Here is a 16,952-nt window from a genome sequence, read left to right as displayed (position 1 = left end):
GCTCCACGGAGGATTCAACGATGCGCCGCAGTTGGGCCGGGGTCGGGTTGTTTTTTTGCCTGCTGCTGAGCAGTTCGACGGCCGCGGCCGGGGGCATTGCCTGGCAGTCGGATGTGGCGGAGGCCTGGGGCGAAGCGGTCGAGCAGCAACGACCGCTGTTGATCTTCGTCACGCGCGACCACTGCAAGTTCTGCCTGAAGATGAAGAAGTCGACGCTGGTCGACGCGCAGGTGGTCGAGCACGTCGAAGAGGGGTTCGTGCCCCTGATGATCGATGCCTCGGCCGAGGAGAAGCTCGTCCGCGAGCTCAAGATCACCGCTTACCCGACGACGCTGATCGTGGCGCCCGACAAAACGATCGTCGAGCGCATCAAGGGGCACGTCACGCCCTCCGAGTTGGAAAAGCGACTGGCCGAGGCCGAGCGACGCCTGCGCGGCCTCGAGCGTCGCGAGATTGCCAGCAGCCGGCGCACGGCGAACAAGACGCGGTAGCGTCGCGGCGTGGACGCACCGGTCGCACGACCGGACCGGCTCGGGTATGCTGGCCGCCAACGACCCTCGAAGGCAAGACTGGCCATGCACGAAGAATTCCGGCTGGTGCCTGCGGGCGGCATCGAGATCGAACAGCAGATTCGCTGGGGGGATCTCGACGCGCTCGGGCACGTGAATAACACCGTCTATTTTCAGTTCTGCGAATCGGCACGCATTGCCTACTTCACGGCGATCGGGATTGAGCGGTTCAAGACTCGCCCCACCGACGGGCCGGGCATGGTCAGCGGCTCGCTCAACTTCCGCCGGCAGTTGCACTACCCCGGTCGCGTCACCGTCACGGCGCGCGCCACGCGGATCGGCGAGAAGTCGTACACGCTGTCGTACGTGATTCGCGACGCCGCATCGGGCGAGGTGGCCGCCGATGGGGAATCGGCGTGCGTCTGGGTCGACTACGCGGCGAGCAAGGCGATGCCTCTGCCGGCCGAGATGGTGGCGCGCATTCGCGAGATCGAGCAGATGCCCCAGGGATGAACTGCTTGCGCTACTGCGGACGCTTTCGCGAGAGGCTTTCTACCGACAAAAGGACCAGAGTCGCAAAATCGTTGGTGCCCGGCAGCCACCAGAGGAACCGTGCGACGTGTGTGCGACAAGAGAGGGAAGTGGCCTGCCGGTCTTCAATCCTCTTATCGCTGCGCGACACGGACGATTTTCCGACTCGGGCCCAGCCCGCTGGCAACGCCGCTCCGGAAAATCGTCCGTGCCACCCCCCACCGCTTGACCGCAACATCAAGGGTTAACGACGTAGAGTGCCACGCGGATGCAGACGTGTGCTCAGCGCGTGCGTGATCTGGGAACGAGCCAGCACGGCCACGCCATGGTGCCATGCGCTCGTTCACTCGGCCGAGCAGAGGCGGGCGACGCCGATCGCTTGCTTGCCCGACTTACGGCCGTTGATCTCCGACTCGACCAGGTCGCGAAGTTCTTCCAGATAGCGTTTGTCGGTGGGGCGGCCAAAGGTGTGGAGCAACCAGAGCAAGGGACGCAGCCACAGCGGCAGACCGGCGTTTCGCAGGTGGAGCTGCTGCTTGACTCGCGTCGTTCCTCCCTGGACCTCGTCGAGGCGGTATTCCTCGAGCACGAAGCGGTCGGGCCGAGCGGGATCGCCCTCGTGGCGCAGCACTAGACGCGAGGGCACGGCAAGCTCGACCACGGTGACTCGAAACCTCTCGCTCTGGCGCGTCATGCGGTAGGTGATCCAGAATCGCTCGCCGATCGTGAGGAGACCGCGCGCTTCGCGATCGACGCCGACGATCTTCGGATTCCAGCCCGCCATCAATTCGGGATCGGCCACGTAGGGCCAGACCTGGTCGGGGCGGGCTGCGATCTGAATGCGATCTTTCATGGGCGCCGGAATAGGCTGAGCGGACGTCGACGAGACGTAGGATTCGCACCGCAAAGCAAGTCTAGAACTCAACGGCCGCGCGTCAATCGTGGCGATTGCGCCAGACACGCAGGTTTTACCGCGGCAACTGCGACCAGGTGCATTGGCGCGCCACCGGGCCACGACGCGTGTCAGGTAACCGTGAAAGCTTCTCGGCACGGGCGCGACACGCCAGGACCCCGCCGCCCTTTTCTCCAGTCAGGCATTCTCCTACGATGCCTGACGCGGCGAGATGTCCGGGAGGCATGTCTGCCGATACAAGCTCGTGTGGGACCAGTTCGGTCGATATCGGACGGACGGTCTGGCAGGCTTCACCGCCTTGTGTGGAACACCGCATGTGCCGTTTCTTTGGATTTCGAGCTACCGAACCGACCGAAATCTCATGCTCGCTCGTGAAATCTCCCCACGCCCTGTTGGCCCAAAGCCGGGTCGACCGCCGTGGCGAGACGCATCCCGACGGTTGGGGAGTAGGGTATTACGCGGGAGCGACTCCCGAGATTATTCGTAGTCCGGCGCCCGCCTACGACGACGCGCAGTACCTGGCCGCCGCCGAGCGGATCTGCTCGCCGACGGTGCTGGCCCACGTGCGGCAGGCGTCGGTCGGGGGAGCCTCGCTCGAGAATACCCACCCGTTTACTTATGGCCGTTGGGTGTTCGCCCACAACGGCACGGCACGTCCCTTCGACGAGGTCGAACCGCTGCTCGTGGCCGAGACCGACCCGCGTTATGCGAGTCTTCGCCTCGGCACGACCGACAGCGAGGCGATTTTCGTCTGGCTGCTGAGTCGCATGCTGCGCGCGGGGCTCGATCCCGCCTCGCCAGCGACCGACGTTCCCCGCACGGTGCAGCTTGTGGCGGATGCCACGCGGCAGTTGGCAAGCTGGTGTGCCGAGGCGCCGCCGGAGAATGCCGCGCGGTTGAACCTCATGCTTACCGACGGCGACTTGCTGATCGTCACACGCTGGAATCACACGTTGAGTTGGCTCCAACGCGACGGCGTACGCGATGCCGAGGCGTGCGGCGCCGCGCCGGCGCGGCGGACCGGCGACGATTATCGGGCGGTGATCGTTGCCTCCGAGCCGCTGACTGACGAGGCCTGGCAGGAAGTGCCCGATCGCAGCATCGTTTGGATCGACGGCGATGTGCGAGCCGAGTTGCAGCCGCTGTAGATCCGGCTCGTCGTTTGTATCGGCACAGACGCCGCAGAGAATCGTGGCTACGAGCTGCGCACCGGGGTGGAATGCGAGTTCTTTGTCGTGGCAGGGGATGGGCGTTCGATCGCAGACATGCACGATCGGCAGCCGAAGCCCTGCTACGACCAACAGGCCCTCGTGCGGCGTTACGATCTGGTCTCCCAACGCCATCAGCTATTCCGGCAATAACCGCACACACATGATCCGGATTCCCGGTCCCGGGTGGTGCGAATTGCGGCTGCCGGACGGGGCGGCCAATCCCTATCTGCTGGCGGCTGTCATCGCCGAGGCGGGGCACGACGGCATTGCCAACCGTCGCGACCCGGGCAAACGTTTCGACACGAACGTCTATTGGGATGGGGCGTCGGAGGAGTCGCTCCGCACCTTGCCCGACAACCTGCTCGACGCTCTACGGGCCTTCGAGCGGTCGGAGATGCTTCGCGAGGGGCTCGGCCCAGGGTTTGCCAAGTCATATCTGAAGCTGAAGCGGGCGGAATGGCGGGCCTACGCCCGGCACGTCTCTTCCTGGGAGGTCGAGCACACGCTCGCTTGCTGACGTCGGCAGGTGGCGCCGGGGTTCAGCAGCCTTAGAAGGCCTTGTTTTTGCGGCGTTATCATCGCTACGAAGCGATCGGTCACGCAGCGACCGGGTCGAGCGATAGCCGCGCACTTGCCCCGGCCGGTAAGTGCCGAACCAGGCTGCTCCGCCCTTCGCCCCTGTCGGCTGGGTAAGATATACTCTCAACGACGCGCCCTCGTGTGCCGATGGTAAAAGGGCGTCTCCTTGATGCGACCGCCCCCTGATTGCGGGTGCCTTGCGGTTCGCCCCCGGTACCCGATGGGAAGGAAGTTGCTCCGCGGTGTCAGTGCCTCGACGACGGCGTTCGACGGTCAATGGGCGCCGCGCCCGGCGACGCAGCGACCCTGCTTGGGTCGAGTTGTCGAACGAAGAACTGCTCGATCTGCGCCTGTGCGATCTCGGGTTGAAGATCGAAGGCACGATCATTGAGCCGCGCATCGAGCGACTCTACAGCGAGTTGGCGGCGCGCGGTCTCGAATTCCGCCCGCACTTCTGGTTGTCGGAAGAGTGGTTCACGCCCGACGGCGTGCCCGGCATTGCCGTGCCCTTCTACCTGGCGCATCCGCGTTTGATGAAGCTCGAGCGCCGGCAGATGCTCGAAGTCGAGGGAGGCACGCGCGAATGGTGTCTGCGCATTCTGCGTCACGAAGCGGGGCACGCAATCGACAACGCCTACCGCTTGCATCGCCGGCGCGCCTGGCAAGAGACGTTCGGACGCTCGTCGGAACCGTATCCCGAGTTTTATAATCCGAAGCCCTACAGCAAGAAGTTCGTCTTGCACCTCGACTCGTGGTACGCACAAAGCCATCCGGCAGAAGATTTTGCCGAAACGTTCGCCGTGTGGCTCAAACCGGACTCGCGCTGGCGAAAACGTTACGCGGGCTGGCCGGCGCTCAAGAAACTAGAGTATGTTGATACGCTCATGGCGGAGATCGCCGACAGCGCGCCCCCGGTTCGGTCGCGGGCGCACATCGAACCGATCTCGCAGATCAAGAAGACCCTACGCGAACATTACGAAGCCAAGCGCGCCCGCTACGGCACCGATTACCCGGTATTCTACGAGCGCGACCTGCGGCAATTGTTCTCCGACTCGCCCAAGCATGCCCGCAACGAATCGGCGGCGGCGTTCTTGCGGCGGATTCGGCCCGAGATTCGCAAGCGTTGTGCGCAATGGACAGGTACGCACGAATACACGATCGACCAGGTGTTGCAGGAGATGATCGCGCGTTGCCGGCAGTTGCGGCTACGGCTTGATCGCTCTGAACGGCAGGCCAAGCAGGACGCCACGGTGCTGTTGACCGTGCAGACGATGAACTATCTGCACGGGGGCCACCACAGGTTGGTGCTATGAAAAAACGACGCGTGCTGGTGTTGATGCACGAGGACCTCGTCCCGCCCGACAGTATCGAGGGGGTGACCGACGAGGAAATGGCCCCGTGGAAAACGGAGTACGACGTCGTCGCGGGACTGACGAATCTCGGTCACGACGTCCGTCCCCTGGGGGTGCGCACCGACCTGGGGGTGATCCTCGAAGCCATCGAGTCGTGGAATCCCCACGTCGCCTTCAACCTGCTCGAGGAGTTCCACGGCGTAGCCGTCTACGACATGCACGTCGTGAGCTACCTGGAGTTGTTGCAGCGCGCCTACACGGGTTGCAACCCGCGGGGGCTGATGCTGGCGCACGACAAGGCGCTGTCGAAGAAGATTCTGACCTATCACCGCATTGCGGTGCCCGACTTCGCGGTCTTTCCGAAAGGGAAGGCCGTGCGACGTCCGCGGGGGCTCGAGTTCCCGCTGCTGGTGAAGTCCTCGACGGAAGACGCCTCGCTGGGCATTTCGCAGGCCTCGGTCGTCCATAGCGACGACAAGCTGGTGGATCGCGTCGCGTTTATCCACGAGCAACTCGGCACCGATGCGCTGGTCGAGCAGTACATCGAAGGCCGCGAACTGTACGTGGGCGTGATCGGCAATCGCCGGCTGCAGACGTTCAATACCTGGGAGATGCTGTTCAACAAGATGCCCGAGGGGTTGGCCCGTATCGCCAGCGCCAAGGTGAAGTGGGACTTCAAGTACCAGGCGAAGTACGGCATCACGACCGACCGCGCACGCGACTTGCCCGAGGGGCTGGAGGCGGCGCTCGAGAAGCTCAGCAAGCGCATCTACCGCACGCTGGAGATGAGCGGCTACGCTCGCATGGACTTTCGTCTGCGCGAAGATGGCAAGATCTTCGTGCTCGAGGCGAACCCCAATCCGAACCTGGCCTACGGCGAAGATTTCGCCGAATCGGCCGAAACGTCGGGGGTGAACTACGAAGAGCTGCTGCAGCGCATCTTGAACCTGGGGCTGAGCTACCAGGCCGAGTGGCAGATGGAATGAAGTGTGCCCTTAGGGTGATCTTTGGATATTAGATATAATCCATTATTCCGCTTCACGCAGCCCATGAGCCTCGGGCGCCCAACGGAAGCTCGTAATGCGTGAGGGCACCGTTCTTCAAAGTGGCTCATTGGCCGCGCGGACAGCAATAAGCATAGAGCCAACGTAATATCCCACGACAACTTGGCGATGCACGAGGTCGAGTATGGTCACTACTCAGTTCAATCGCGATGCGCTTGCAAGATGGTATGCCAAGCAGCATCTGATGACCGATCCGGGGATCCGGTCGATTTACTATTTGCCGGGGGATTCACCTGAGCGGGAAGTTCGACTTCTCGAGGTCAACGAGTTGATTGGAGAACTCGACGATGCGGCAATTGAGCCAATCGACTATGGGGTCGATTCTGGCTCGGAGAATATGCACCGGCTTTTTGTCATGGATGTAACTCCCCAGCAATGGGAGCGTATTGAAGCCGCGACAATGCGCTTGCCCGCCGGGTGGACGCTGGAAGGGCGAGTGGAATTTCACCGAAAATCGAAATGAACGATGCGCAGTGACTTTGGTGGCAGCAGGCGCAATCCGACTACAAGGTGCTGGTCCTATTTCGACAAGCGGGCATGGTAGATTCCTGCCATGAATTGCACTATCTACAGATGGCGACAGAGAAACTGGCCAAGGCATACTTTTGGAAAACCAATCAGTCACCGATGAAGAGCCATTCGGCATTTGTTCGGTTCATGAAGGCGCTGGTGAGCAAGAATACCAGCAAACGAGAACGAGATAGGATCGCGAATGTCTTAGGGTTCAAGCGGTTCTCGTCGTTTCGAACTAGGGTTTACTCCATTCTGCCTCGACTGCACGAATTGGAACGCATGGCGCCTGCGTTAGCCGGCGACGACGGACCCAACGCCGAGTATCCCTGGCCACGAAACGCTCCGCAATTCGCTCCCGCGAACTTCCGTTTCAACCTGATCGACTGGACAGAATCCGCGCACGGTCGTCAGTTAATGAATGTTCTCCAGCGTGCGATAGAACGCTTTCCGCAGTACGCATAGTCTCCTTCAGAGCCAATGATTCAGGGCACCTGCTGCTCGAGTAATCAGTCGTTGAGCACGATATGCTCCGGAGCAGGATGACACTCGAAGAGAGCATCTTCGGGAAGGAGCCATCAGGCCGACGGAGTAGGGCATCGACGGCTGCACGGCACGGGGCTACATCGACGCGAGTCGTCGGTGATTCTCGCCGATTCGTCGGGTACGCTGCGCTGCAACGCCCGCCTCTTGGGCGAAGGTCGGCCAGCGTTCGATGGCGGCGTCCACTTCTCGTAGCATCGTGTCGAGCCGCTTGCCGCGAAACAGCCGGAAGCGTTTGGCGGCCGTGCGAAAATCATCCTGGGTAAAGCCATCGCGCTTGCCGTTCAGCGTCATTTGATGCTGGTTGGTCCAGTGGCCGGCCGGATTGTAGCTATAGACGACGTCGAACGCCGGCGCCAGGTGCCAGACACCTCGCTTGTCCATTAGGAAGGCGATGTTCTTGGTGTGGTCGTCCTGGTTCCGGGCGAAAATATTGAACACGGCACGACGTAAAAGTTGCTCGCGCACATCCACGGAGAGCTGCAGATCAACGGCCATTTGTAAGGCCTGTTCGTAGCTGTAGGCGCCCGCCTGATTGAAATCGTAGTGCCCCAGGGCGCACAGCGACTGCATGAACAGCTTCTGCCCGTCGTCGGTCCGGTCGAAACGCTGCGTCATGAAGTGGTGGCGGCCATTTTCCGACAGCAGGCGGCAGCGCGACATCGCGAGGCCCGCCTCGAGGGCCATCAAGTAGTAGGCATACTCGATCTGTCCGTATCCTCGCGGATCGTTGACCTCCTTGTCTCGATTCTCGGAGACGCCATCGAACTTGAGGAGCCAATAGGTGAAGCCCGCGGGGGCGGTGACCTGTCCCGAGCGCACCTGGCCGGTGGCCTCGTTCCAGGCGATGACCGCCTTGGCCCGCGCGCCGCCGGCCGACGTGCCGACGCGAAGAATGTCGGCCAAGGCGTCCTGGTCGCGTGGGCTTTCGCGGAGCTTCGTCTTCCACCGCTTCTTCTGAGTGAGCACCTGCGAGGCGAGCTCGACCAGTTCGGCCACGTCGACGGGAACGGACTTCGAAAGCCCACCGCGGATCGCCGGCCGGAATTCCAAGGCGCCCAGGCCGCGCGAGCCGAGATAGCAGAGTCGTTCGACGGGATTAAAACTGCCGGGCGAGCGCCCCTGACGCACCAGCCATTCGTCGATCAGCAAGCTGCCGAACTTGTCGGGCAGGCAGTCGGCCAGTATGCCGGGCAAGCCGTGAAAGGATGGTTTGGCCAGCGCGGGGAAGGAATAGATCGTGGGGCCGAGGGGCATCGTTCGCGGGGCGAGCTCGATGCCGCTGTCGCGAAAATCGCGCGCGTATTCGAAAGCGGCAAGCTCGCGTTCGCTGTTCCAAGAGACAGCGCCGATCTCGTTCCCCCAAAGCTGGACCGTGGCCACGTCGACGGGCATGGTCAGTTCTTCCAGCGCCAGGTTTTCGTGGGGGGCTTTGCCTTCTTCGGGCTCGTAGCCCGTTGCCGTAGCGAGCCCCGTTGTTTGGCCAACTCGAGTGGGCTTGGAGGCGGAGGCGGCAGAAACAGGTCGAGCTGGGCCAACTCGCCCAGGGCGCGCAAGATGGCGATGACGGTTTCGAGCGTGGGCGAATCCCCTTCCTCGGCCTTTTGCAGCGTGCGACGGGCAATGCCCGCCTGACGCGCCAGGTCCCCTTGGGTCAGGTTTTTGTTGAGGCGGGCACGGCGCAGCCGGTCGCCCAGTTCGGCGAGGAGGGCGTCGTTGCTCAGATCGATGATACTCATAGTGCTCACAATCGTGCGCTTTGATGCTGAATTGTAGCACTAAGCGCACTTTTATGCGCAGTAATAATAGTTATTGAAAGCGCATTATAATGCTCTTTATATCCATAAAATCCAATCAAAGCGCACTAAAATGCGCATTATATTTGCTTTGATTTAGATTGTCGGGTAGTGCGGCTTCCCCTGCTCGCGCAGCTTGCGCCAGGAGTATTCCGCGCACTCGGGGTGAGCGATCCGATAGTCGCGTCGAGCTGCGGGCGTGGCGAACCATGCGTGGTAAAGCCAGGTGTGCAATCGCTTGGCTTCCGATTGCGCTTCGCGGAGCGTGCGACACGGGAACGAGTGAACTCCCGAGCAAATGCGGTACTTCAGGCAGTGGACTGCCGCGGCGAAGCAGTCCGTTGATCCGATGGGATGCTCGTTGATTTGCAGGGCGAAGTACTGGCGACCACCTGTCGCGTGGCCTGACTCATACCATACGACCCTTGTCCAGTCGTCGAACAAGTGATTGCGGGATCGCAGGTCGTGCCAGCCGAGTAGGCTGGCAAAATGTTCGAGACGAGCCACCACTCGAGCTGGCCGGGGGAATCGGGTCATCGATGGTCCCCATTCAAAGGCGTGTAAGACCGTCTCTACGGCACCTGTTGCTCGAGCAGCCAGTCTTCCAACACGATGTGCTCGATGAAGGGGGCTCGCAGCAGGGCTGCCCGGGACGAGAGCATTTTAGTGAGCCAGGGGCGGCGGGCGACGCGCGACATGGCCCGCAGGCCAAAACTGTTCAGCGAGCGCCCCTTCAATTGCACCTCGACGTTGTCGCTCAGACGCTTAAAGGTCGCCAGGATCAGGTTCGGCTCGGGGCCGACGTGGACGACCGTCTCCACGCCGGAGGAGAGCGTTTCGCACACCGCGTCCCAGAGCCGTTGCGGGTGGTCGATCCAGCGGTTCAATATCTCGCGGCTGTTGTAGTCGTTGTAGCTCACCTTGCCGGTGACGAGCGAGACGATCGGGATGGGGGGCTTGATGAACCCGCCGGGCATCGTGTGCATGTCGAACGCCGCGCGATTCACCAAGCGCTTTTCCCACAGGATCGGCGTATGCAGCGGCGGCCAACGATGGCTGTTCTTGCGCAGGTGAACCTGCTTGGGCATCAGCTCGTGCATGCGGCGTTGGAATCGCTCGACCGTGGTCCCCTGCCCTAGCACAAGCACCGTGTTGGGAGACAGGTAGGAGGAGATGGCGATCACCCCTTCTCCCTCGGCGTTGATCTCGAGGCACAAGCGGCGCACGGCGTCGACATCGAGCTCCGGCCCGCGCGAGAAGACAACTCCCATCGTCACGTCGCGCCCCAGTTCGGCGCATTCGCGGGCCATAGCCACGGGAGCCGGCACGATGTGCCGCATCTCGTACACGCCACAGCCGATGAGGGCGGCCACTTCCCCCAGGCTGTAGCCGAACGCCAGCTTGCCCTTGACCCAGTCGATGCCGAAGAACTCGCGCAGGATCTCGAGCTGGGCGAGCTCCACCGCCACGATGACTGAGATATCGGCCGCAAAGGTTTCGAGCGTGCTCTCGCCCTGGTTGCGCACCGTGGCGATGAGATCGAGGTGCTCGTGCGTCGCGTCCGAGGCCACCTCGCCCGCTTCGCGCAGATGTCGCTCGACGATCGGACCGTAGGCCGGGTGGTTCAGCAGCTCGAGGCTGCGCCCGTGATTGGTCACGTTGTAGCCACGGAAGGCAAAAGCGGCGGTCGACAACCGATCCTTGAAATTGAGTCGTTCTTTGGGGATATCAGCCATAAGCGCGGAAGTCGGCGATGATGTCAGTCCAGGTCTGAGAAGAGAGTGGCCGACCAGCTCGGCACGAAACGGAGCATCATAACAGATTGAGGGCAGGTTAAATCGGGGGGCCGCCCGAATCAATTCGGTGGACCGCCCAAGTGTACGACACGGGCCGGGCACGCGAACTCGCTCCTTGTCCCCTGTGGGCCGTCCGACTACAACCGAGAAGGTCGCATGCCATCGCGGCAGAGCACCGTTTTTATGGGTTTTTCGTACCTGGCCGATGTCTGACGTTGCCGAATTTCAACTCGCCGGGCAAACTGCCGTGGTGACCGGTTCATCGAGCGGCATCGGACGCGCGATCGCGCTCGAACTGGCCCGCTGCGGCGCCGACGTCGTCGTACACGCCCGGCGCTCGCGCGAAGGGGCCGAACAGACGGCGGCGGAGATTCGCCAGTCCGGCCGCCAGTCGCAGGTCTTCATGGCCGATCTTGCCGAACCGGCCGAGCAAGACCGCCTGGCGGAGGAGGCGTGGCAGTGGCGCGGCTCGCTCGATATCTGGATCAACTGTGCCGGCGTCGATCTGTTGACGGGCGAGGCCACGCGCTGGACGTTCGAGCAAAAGCTCGAGGCGCTGTGGCGCGTCGACGTCACGGCGTCGCTGCGGCTGGCGCGTGAGGTGGGGCGCCGCATGAAGGCGCGGGGACGCGGCGTGCTGCTCAACATCGGTTGGGACCAGGCCGATCACGGCATGGCCGGCGACAGCGGCGAATTGTTCGGGGCCTCGAAGGGGGCGGTCATGGCACATACGAAGAGCCTGGCGCTCTCGCTGGCCCCCGAGGTACGCATCAACTGTCTCGCGCCGGGCTGGATCAAGACAAGCTGGGGCGAGACCGCCTCGGCCGCCTGGCAGGAACGCGCGAAGCGCGAAGCACAACTGGGACGCTGGGGCGAACCGAGCGATGTTGCCCGGACCGCGCGGTTCCTGGTCTCCGAGGAATCGAGTTTCGTCACCGGCCAGGTCTGGGCGGTCAACGGCGGCTTCCAAGAATCGTGAACGACGATATGCCGCGCGAGCACCTTCATTTCGTTACCGGTCGACTGGCCGAGTTCGCCCTGAGGCAGCGACTGGCGGAGTTGGCTCCCGCCGTGGGCTTCGACTATTCGATCGGCGTGCTGGGCATCACCGTGGCCGCGCTGATGACGACCGAATGGGTGGCGAAGCGTCTCGAGCCCCCTGCCGCCGCGACGCGGGTCATCTTGCCCGGCTACTGCCGGGGCGAATTGGCCATCGTCGCGGAGAAGCTGCGACTTCCCGTCGAACGCGGGCCCAAGGATCTCCGCGATCTGGACGAATTCTTCGGCCAGCCCAAGCGTGGCCGAGCCGAGTATGGCGCCTACGATATCGAGATCCTGGCCGAGATCAATCACGCCCCCCGGCTGAGACGGGAGGAGATCGTCGCCGCGGCAGAGCGCCTGCGCGCTTCGGGGGCAGACGTGATCGATCTGGGGTGCGATCCCGGCGATACGTGGGGCGGAGTCGCCGAGGCGGTTCGCGCGCTGCGCGACGCCGGGCATCGCGTTTCCATCGACAGTATGAACACGGTCGAGATCGCCGCCGCGGCCAAGGCGGGCGCCGAGCTGGTGCTGTCGGTGAACCACACGAATCGCGATGCCGCGTCCGACTGGGGATGCGAGGTCGTCGTGTTGCCCGACGTGCCGGGCACGCTCGAGGGGCTGGAAGAGACAGTCGAGCAGCTGGCGACAGCGGGCGTGCGCTTGCGCGTCGATCCGATTCTCGAACCGATCGGCTTTGGCTTCGCCGCGAGTCTCGAGCGCTACATGCAGGTGCGCGCGCGAATGCCCGAGGCCGAGATGATGATGGGCATCGGCAATCTCACCGAGCTGACCGACGTCGATTCGGCGGGGGTGAACGTGCTCTTGCTCGGCGTGTGCGAAGAACTGGGCATTCGCAGCGTGTTGACGACCGAAGTGATCAATTGGGCTCGCAGTTCGGTGCGCGAATGCGATCTCGCGCGGCGCCTGGTGTATTACGCGGTGCGTCAGCGTGCGCTCCCCAAGCATGTCGAGCCACGGCTGGTCATGTTGCGCGATACGAAACCGCACACCTTCGGCGAGGAGGCGCTCTCGCGGTTGGCTGACGAGATTCGCGATCACAACTTTCGGCTCTTTGTCGAAGGGGGCCAGTTACACCTGATTTCCGCCGGCCTGCACCTGCGCGGCGAAGACCCCTACCTGCTGTTTCAGGAAATGACGTCGCGTGGCAATCGCACGCTCGATGCGTCGCATGCGTTCTACCTCGGTTACGAGATGGCCAAGGCCGTGACCGCGCTAACGTTGGGAAAAGACTATCGGCAGGACGAGGCGCTCGAGTGGGGATTCTTGACGCGCGCGGAGCAAAGCCACCGCGCGCGGGCAAGGAATAAGACAGATGAGCCGTCGTCGCACTCCAGCGAGGACAGCGCGAGCGAGGATGTCTGATGGTCACGCCGCTGCAATCCTCGGCACAGACTCTGCCATTGGTCGAGCAACTTCTGCCCGTGCCGGATACCGAGTCGCTGTTTCGCCGGCTCTGGTCGCTGCCGCACTGCGTTTTTTTCGATAGCGCGCGGCGCGAGAACGAGCTGGGGCGCTACTCGTTCCTGGCGGCCGATCCGTTCGAGTTTCTTGTCGCTCGCGTGGACGAACGAGGGGCGCTCGAGCGGCTGGCGGAACGCCTGCGGCGGCATGTCTCTGTCACGGTGCCGGGGCTGCCGCCGTTTCAAGGGGGTGCCGCTGGGCTGTTCAGCTACGACCTGGGGAGGCAACTCGAGCGTATTCCCTCGCCCCAGTTCGACGAGTTCGAGGTGCCCTGCCTGGCCGTTGGGCTCTACGACGTCGTCGTGGCCTGCGATCATGCCGAGAACCGCGCGTGGATCATCTCGCAGGGCTGGCCCGAGACTGGGCCCGCGCGGCGCGAGCGCCGAGCCCGCAATCGGTTGGCTCAAATGCGGGCATGGTTGACGACCGGCGAAGACTGTCCGCCCCATACGATCGAGCATCGTGCTGGGACGCTGCCGATCGAGGCGCTCGCTCCGCAATACGCCGTGGGCGGGATGCCGGGGCTCGCCAGCAATTTCTCGCGCGAGGGATACCTCGACGCCGTCGCCCGGGCAATCGAGTACATTCGCGCGGGGGACATCTTTCAGGTCAACCTGGCGCAGCGTCTGTTGTATCCTGCGGGCGACCACGCCGCGGAGTTGTACCTGAGATTGCGCCGCCGCAACCCGGCGACGTTCGCCGCCTATTTCGATCTGGGCGAGACGCAAATCGCCAGCGCCTCGCCCGAACGCTTCCTCCGCGTCTGCGATGGTCAGGTCGAGGCACGGCCGATCAAAGGGACGCGCCGACGATCAAGCTCGCCGGAGGCCGATCTCTTCACGGCCGACGAATTGCGGGCCAGCGACAAGGATCGCGCCGAGAACGTGATGATCGTCGATCTGTTGCGGAACGATCTGTCGCGGGTCTGTCGGCCGGAGAGCGTGCGCGTCTCGGAGCTATGTCGACTCGAACTGTATGAGTTCGTGCAGCACCTGGTTTCCGTCGTTGAGGGAACATTGTTGCCGGGCCGGACGGCGCTCGATCTGTTGCGTGCGGCCTTTCCGGGGGGATCGATCACCGGCGCTCCGAAGGTGCGCGCGATGGAAATCATCGCCGAGCTGGAACGCGTTGCGCGAGGGCCCTACTGCGGCGCCTTGGGATATCTCGGCTTCGACGGCACGTTCGACGCGAACATTCTCATTCGCACCGTGACGGCCTCGCGCGGTTGGTGGCAACTGCCCGTCGGGGGCGGAATCGTCGCTCCATCGGTGCCCGAACGCGAGTATGCGGAGACCTGGGACAAGGCCGAGGGGATGTTACGGGCCCTGGTCTGAGGGTATTCTGAATCGCGACTCGCCCGCTTCCTACCCGACTCGCATGTCCATTCTGCTGATCGATAACTACGATAGCTTCGTCCACAACCTGGCGCGCTACTTCGAGCGGTTGGGTCAGTCGACGCACGCGGTCAGGAACGACGCGATCGATGTCGCCGGCGTGCGGCGGTTGCGTCCTGCCGTGGTGGTGCTTTCTCCCGGTCCTTGCACGCCGCGCGAAGCGGGCTGTTCGCTCGACCTCGTGCGCGAGCTGTACCGGGAGCTGCCGATCCTGGGGATCTGCCTGGGACATCAAGCCATCGCCGAGGCATTCGGCGCGAACATCGTGCGCGCGAGAGAACCGGTACATGGTCGGGCCTCGCAAGTGCGCCACGGCGAACGGGGCATTTTTACCGGCTTGCCCAACCCGCTGGTCGTCGGACGCTATCATTCGCTGGTGGTCGATCCCGCGACGCTGCCGGCAGAGTTGGAGATAACGGCGACGACGACCGACGGCGCCGTCATGGCGCTCGCGCATCGTGAGTTGCCGCTGGTGGGACTACAGTTCCACCCCGAATCGATCCTTACTGAGCACGGTTACGAATTGCTGGCGGCCTATTTGCAGACGTGCGGGATCGCATCGCGCAGCCCGCGCCCCGCGATGCGCGACGAGCGGCCAGAAACGGCGCCGGCCCCCTTCGTGTTGCCGCAACACCCGGTGACCTTCTAGCGGCGTGAAACGCCGGCGGAGCTTCGCGTTGATTCTCGAGGGCATCGTTACCACCGAAAACGCCGATGGCTCGGTGAATGTCGCACCGATGGGCCCGACGATCGACGACCGCGCGGCGACGAGCGGCGACATCACGCGTTTGAAATTGCGACCGTTTCCCGACTCGACGACGTTTGCCAACTTGCGTCGTACCGGTCGCGGCGTCTTTCACGTGGTCGATGACGTCGAGTTCCTCGCCCGCGCCGCGATCGGGCGGCTCGAGCAGGCACCGCGGTACTTGCCGCCTGCGGACGGAGTTTGCCACGTCCTGACCGACTGCTGCCGGTGGTATGCCTTCGAGGTGCAAGCGATCGACGAAGCGGGGCAGCGCGTCACGATCGAGGCACAAGTCACGCAGGCAGGTCGGCGTCGCGATTTCGTCGGTTTTCATCGCGCGCGATACGCCGTGCTCGAGGGGGCGATCCTGGCGACCCGCGTTCACGTCTTGCCGGCGGCCGAGATCGAGGGAGAATTGGCCCGGCTGGCGATCGTCGTCAACAAGACCGGCGGCGCCGCGGAACAACGGGCATTCGAGCTGTTGCGGTCCTACGTCGCGGAAAAAACGGCTGCGGGCAAAGCGACTCACGTGGGGCAGTCGGTGCGCGTGGTGGCGCCGAGCCGGCTTCATTTTGGTCTGCTTTCTTTCGGAGAGACTCGCTCGCGCCAGTTTGGCGGCATGGGGGCCATGATCGATCGCCCTGGCTTGGAACTCTTGCTCGAACCGGCCGCCGCGTTTTCCGCGACGGGACCGCTGGCGGCACGGATCGAGCAGTTCGCGGCGCGGGTCGTGCGGCGTGGAAAGTTTGACATCCCGCCTTGCCGCCTGCGACTCGTGCGCGAGCCAGGGGAGCATATTGGCTTGGGCACCGGGACGCAGTTGGGGCTGGCCGTGGCGGCCGCCTTGCACGCGTTTGCCGGAAGGCCGTTGCCTGCTGCCGCCGACTTGGCGGCCATGGTCGAGCGTGGACTCCGCTCGGCCATTGGCGTGTACGGTTTTCTCGGCGGCGGTCTGATCGTCGAGGCCGGCAAGCTTGCGGACGAAGTCTTGGCGCCGCTCGTATCGCGGATCGCGTTGCCAGCGGAATGGCGTTTCGTCCTGGTCACGCCTCAACATCCCCCAGGCATGGCGGGAGACGCCGAACGACATGCCTTCGAGACGTTGCCCGCCGTGCCAATCTCGACCACCGAGCGTCTTTGCCGCGAGATTTTGTTGGGAATGTTGCCGGCGGCCGCCAGCGGCGATTTGACAACGTTCGGCGAAGCGCTCTATCGCTACAATCGCAGGGCCGGCGAATGCTTTGCCGCGGCGCAAGGGGGTGCCTTCGCGGGTGAGCAGGTCGAGCGGCTCGTCGAGACGATCCGTCAACAGGGGGTGTCGGGCGTCGGTCAAAGCTCGTGGGGCCCGACCATATTTGCTCTAGCGGCTCACGACGACGAGGCGCAAGCCATCGTCGCGGGGCTGCGCACGAAGCAGGAATGGCGCGAGGCCGAGTATGTCATCGCCGCACCGAATGTCGGCGGCGCGAAGGTCGAATTCGTCTAA

The 16,952-nt window shown here is 63.5% G+C and carries 18 protein-coding genes; 13 read left to right on the top strand and 5 right to left on the bottom strand.

All coding sequences use genetic code 11. The annotated features are described in order from the left end of the window. Positions 1-20: 20 nt before the first annotated feature. Complete coding sequence (locus tag KF708_12255) at positions 21-491, top strand: thioredoxin fold domain-containing protein (GenBank protein MBX3413453.1); 471 nt, start codon at positions 21-23, stop codon at positions 489-491. Between the two features lie 84 nt (positions 492-575). Continuing rightward, the gene (locus KF708_12250; GenBank protein ID MBX3413452.1) at positions 576-1,022 is read left to right on the top strand and encodes an acyl-CoA thioesterase; all 447 of its coding nucleotides are present in this window, start codon (positions 576-578) and stop codon (positions 1,020-1,022) included. Between the two features lie 361 nt (positions 1,023-1,383). On the opposite strand, the gene KF708_12245 is transcribed toward KF708_12250, so the two are convergent. After that, on the bottom strand, positions 1,384-1,893 hold the full coding sequence (locus KF708_12245) for an SRPBCC family protein (protein ID MBX3413451.1): 510 nt from the start codon (positions 1,891-1,893) through the stop codon (positions 1,384-1,386). A 374-nt stretch (positions 1,894-2,267) separates the two neighbouring features. Between KF708_12245 and KF708_12240 the strand changes: the two genes are divergently transcribed. From KF708_12240 to KF708_12215, 6 genes are all read left to right on the top strand, one after another. Further along, positions 2,268-3,101, top strand: a complete 834-nt coding sequence (locus KF708_12240; GenBank protein ID MBX3413450.1) for a class II glutamine amidotransferase — start codon at positions 2,268-2,270, stop codon at positions 3,099-3,101. A 97-nt stretch (positions 3,102-3,198) separates the two neighbouring features. Then, the gene (locus tag KF708_12235) at positions 3,199-3,681 is read left to right on the top strand and encodes a hypothetical protein (GenBank protein MBX3413449.1); all 483 of its coding nucleotides are present in this window, start codon (positions 3,199-3,201) and stop codon (positions 3,679-3,681) included. Positions 3,682-3,991: 310 nt separating this feature from the next. After that, positions 3,992-5,056, top strand: coding sequence for a putative zinc-binding metallopeptidase (locus KF708_12230; protein MBX3413448.1), 1,065 nt, complete (start codon positions 3,992-3,994; stop codon positions 5,054-5,056). Then, positions 5,053-6,081 carry a D-alanine--D-alanine ligase gene (locus KF708_12225; GenBank protein ID MBX3413447.1) on the top strand — a complete coding sequence of 343 codons (1,029 nt, stop codon included), beginning with the start codon at positions 5,053-5,055 and terminating at the stop codon, positions 6,079-6,081. Before KF708_12230 ends, KF708_12225 begins: the two co-directional genes overlap by 4 nt. Positions 6,082-6,283: 202 nt before the next feature. After that, a complete protein-coding gene (locus KF708_12220; GenBank protein MBX3413446.1) occupies positions 6,284-6,622 on the top strand; it encodes a hypothetical protein in 339 nt (112 codons plus the stop codon). 74 nt (positions 6,623-6,696) lie between these two features. Further along, positions 6,697-7,134 carry a hypothetical protein gene (locus KF708_12215; GenBank protein ID MBX3413445.1) on the top strand — a complete coding sequence of 146 codons (438 nt, stop codon included), beginning with the start codon at positions 6,697-6,699 and terminating at the stop codon, positions 7,132-7,134. A 156-nt stretch (positions 7,135-7,290) separates the two neighbouring features. Here KF708_12215 and KF708_12210 read toward each other — a convergent pair whose 3' ends face one another. The 4 genes from KF708_12210 to KF708_12195 all read right to left on the bottom strand — a co-directional run bounded on the left by KF708_12210 (position 7,291) and on the right by KF708_12195 (position 10,744). After that, positions 7,291-8,607: a type II toxin-antitoxin system HipA family toxin gene (locus KF708_12210; protein MBX3413444.1), complete on the bottom strand. Its 1,317-nt coding sequence runs from the start codon at positions 8,605-8,607 to the stop codon at positions 7,291-7,293. 2 nt (positions 8,608-8,609) lie between these two features. After that, positions 8,610-8,951 (bottom strand): helix-turn-helix transcriptional regulator, encoded by a 342-nt coding sequence (locus KF708_12205; GenBank protein ID MBX3413443.1) that lies wholly within the window; start codon positions 8,949-8,951, stop codon positions 8,610-8,612. 153 nt (positions 8,952-9,104) lie between these two features. Further along, positions 9,105-9,545, bottom strand: coding sequence for a hypothetical protein (locus KF708_12200; protein MBX3413442.1), 441 nt, complete (start codon positions 9,543-9,545; stop codon positions 9,105-9,107). Between the two features lie 35 nt (positions 9,546-9,580). After that, positions 9,581-10,744: an ACP S-malonyltransferase gene (locus KF708_12195; GenBank protein MBX3413441.1), complete on the bottom strand. Its 1,164-nt coding sequence runs from the start codon at positions 10,742-10,744 to the stop codon at positions 9,581-9,583. A 265-nt stretch (positions 10,745-11,009) separates the two neighbouring features. Between KF708_12195 and KF708_12190 the strand changes: the two genes are divergently transcribed. From KF708_12190 to KF708_12170, 5 genes are read left to right on the top strand one after another with little or no spacing between them, the layout of a single operon-like run. Continuing rightward, a complete protein-coding gene (locus KF708_12190) occupies positions 11,010-11,783 on the top strand; it encodes an SDR family oxidoreductase (protein MBX3413440.1) in 774 nt (257 codons plus the stop codon). An 8-nt stretch (positions 11,784-11,791) separates the two neighbouring features. Next, the gene (locus KF708_12185) at positions 11,792-13,228 is read left to right on the top strand and encodes a dihydropteroate synthase (GenBank protein ID MBX3413439.1); all 1,437 of its coding nucleotides are present in this window, start codon (positions 11,792-11,794) and stop codon (positions 13,226-13,228) included. Beyond that, entirely contained in the window at positions 13,228-14,661 is a 1,434-nt protein-coding gene (locus KF708_12180; protein ID MBX3413438.1) for an anthranilate synthase component I family protein, read from the top strand. Before KF708_12185 ends, KF708_12180 begins: the two co-directional genes overlap by 1 nt. A 43-nt stretch (positions 14,662-14,704) precedes the next feature. Continuing rightward, a complete protein-coding gene (locus tag KF708_12175; GenBank protein MBX3413437.1) occupies positions 14,705-15,370 on the top strand; it encodes an aminodeoxychorismate/anthranilate synthase component II in 666 nt (221 codons plus the stop codon). A 28-nt stretch (positions 15,371-15,398) separates the two neighbouring features. Then, the gene (locus tag KF708_12170; protein ID MBX3413436.1) at positions 15,399-16,952 is read left to right on the top strand and encodes a DUF447 family protein; all 1,554 of its coding nucleotides are present in this window, start codon (positions 15,399-15,401) and stop codon (positions 16,950-16,952) included.

The sequence above is a fragment of the Pirellulales bacterium genome (genome assembly GCA_019636335.1).
Classification (GTDB): Bacteria; Planctomycetota; Planctomycetia; order Pirellulales; family JAEUIK01; genus JAHBXR01.
The sequence above is the reverse complement of the archived record's forward strand: the minus strand, read 5'-3'. Positions and strand labels throughout refer to the sequence as shown.

Bases quoted from the DNA above. Each gene is read 5' to 3' on its own strand.
- KF708_12255 (MBX3413453.1), top strand. From the start codon at position 21: ATGCGCCGCAGTTGGGCCGGGGTCGGGTTGTTTTTTTGCCTGCTGCTG.
- KF708_12250 (MBX3413452.1), top strand. From the start codon at position 576: ATGCACGAAGAATTCCGGCTGGTGCCTGCGGGCGGCATCGAGATCGAA.
- KF708_12245 (MBX3413451.1), bottom strand. From the start codon at position 1,893: ATGAAAGATCGCATTCAGATCGCAGCCCGCCCCGACCAGGTCTGGCCC.
- KF708_12240 (MBX3413450.1), top strand. From the start codon at position 2,268: ATGTGCCGTTTCTTTGGATTTCGAGCTACCGAACCGACCGAAATCTCA.
- KF708_12235 (MBX3413449.1), top strand. From the start codon at position 3,199: ATGGGCGTTCGATCGCAGACATGCACGATCGGCAGCCGAAGCCCTGCT.
- KF708_12225 (MBX3413447.1), top strand. From the start codon at position 5,053: ATGAAAAAACGACGCGTGCTGGTGTTGATGCACGAGGACCTCGTCCCG.
- KF708_12220 (MBX3413446.1), top strand. From the start codon at position 6,284: ATGGTCACTACTCAGTTCAATCGCGATGCGCTTGCAAGATGGTATGCC.
- KF708_12215 (MBX3413445.1), top strand. From the start codon at position 6,697: ATGGTAGATTCCTGCCATGAATTGCACTATCTACAGATGGCGACAGAG.
- KF708_12210 (MBX3413444.1), bottom strand. From the start codon at position 8,607: ATGCCCGTCGACGTGGCCACGGTCCAGCTTTGGGGGAACGAGATCGGC.
- KF708_12205 (MBX3413443.1), bottom strand. From the start codon at position 8,951: ATGAGTATCATCGATCTGAGCAACGACGCCCTCCTCGCCGAACTGGGC.
- KF708_12200 (MBX3413442.1), bottom strand. From the start codon at position 9,545: ATGACCCGATTCCCCCGGCCAGCTCGAGTGGTGGCTCGTCTCGAACAT.
- KF708_12195 (MBX3413441.1), bottom strand. From the start codon at position 10,744: ATGGCTGATATCCCCAAAGAACGACTCAATTTCAAGGATCGGTTGTCG.
- KF708_12190 (MBX3413440.1), top strand. From the start codon at position 11,010: ATGTCTGACGTTGCCGAATTTCAACTCGCCGGGCAAACTGCCGTGGTG.
- KF708_12185 (MBX3413439.1), top strand. From the start codon at position 11,792: ATGCCGCGCGAGCACCTTCATTTCGTTACCGGTCGACTGGCCGAGTTC.
- KF708_12180 (MBX3413438.1), top strand. From the start codon at position 13,228: ATGGTCACGCCGCTGCAATCCTCGGCACAGACTCTGCCATTGGTCGAG.
- KF708_12175 (MBX3413437.1), top strand. From the start codon at position 14,705: ATGTCCATTCTGCTGATCGATAACTACGATAGCTTCGTCCACAACCTG.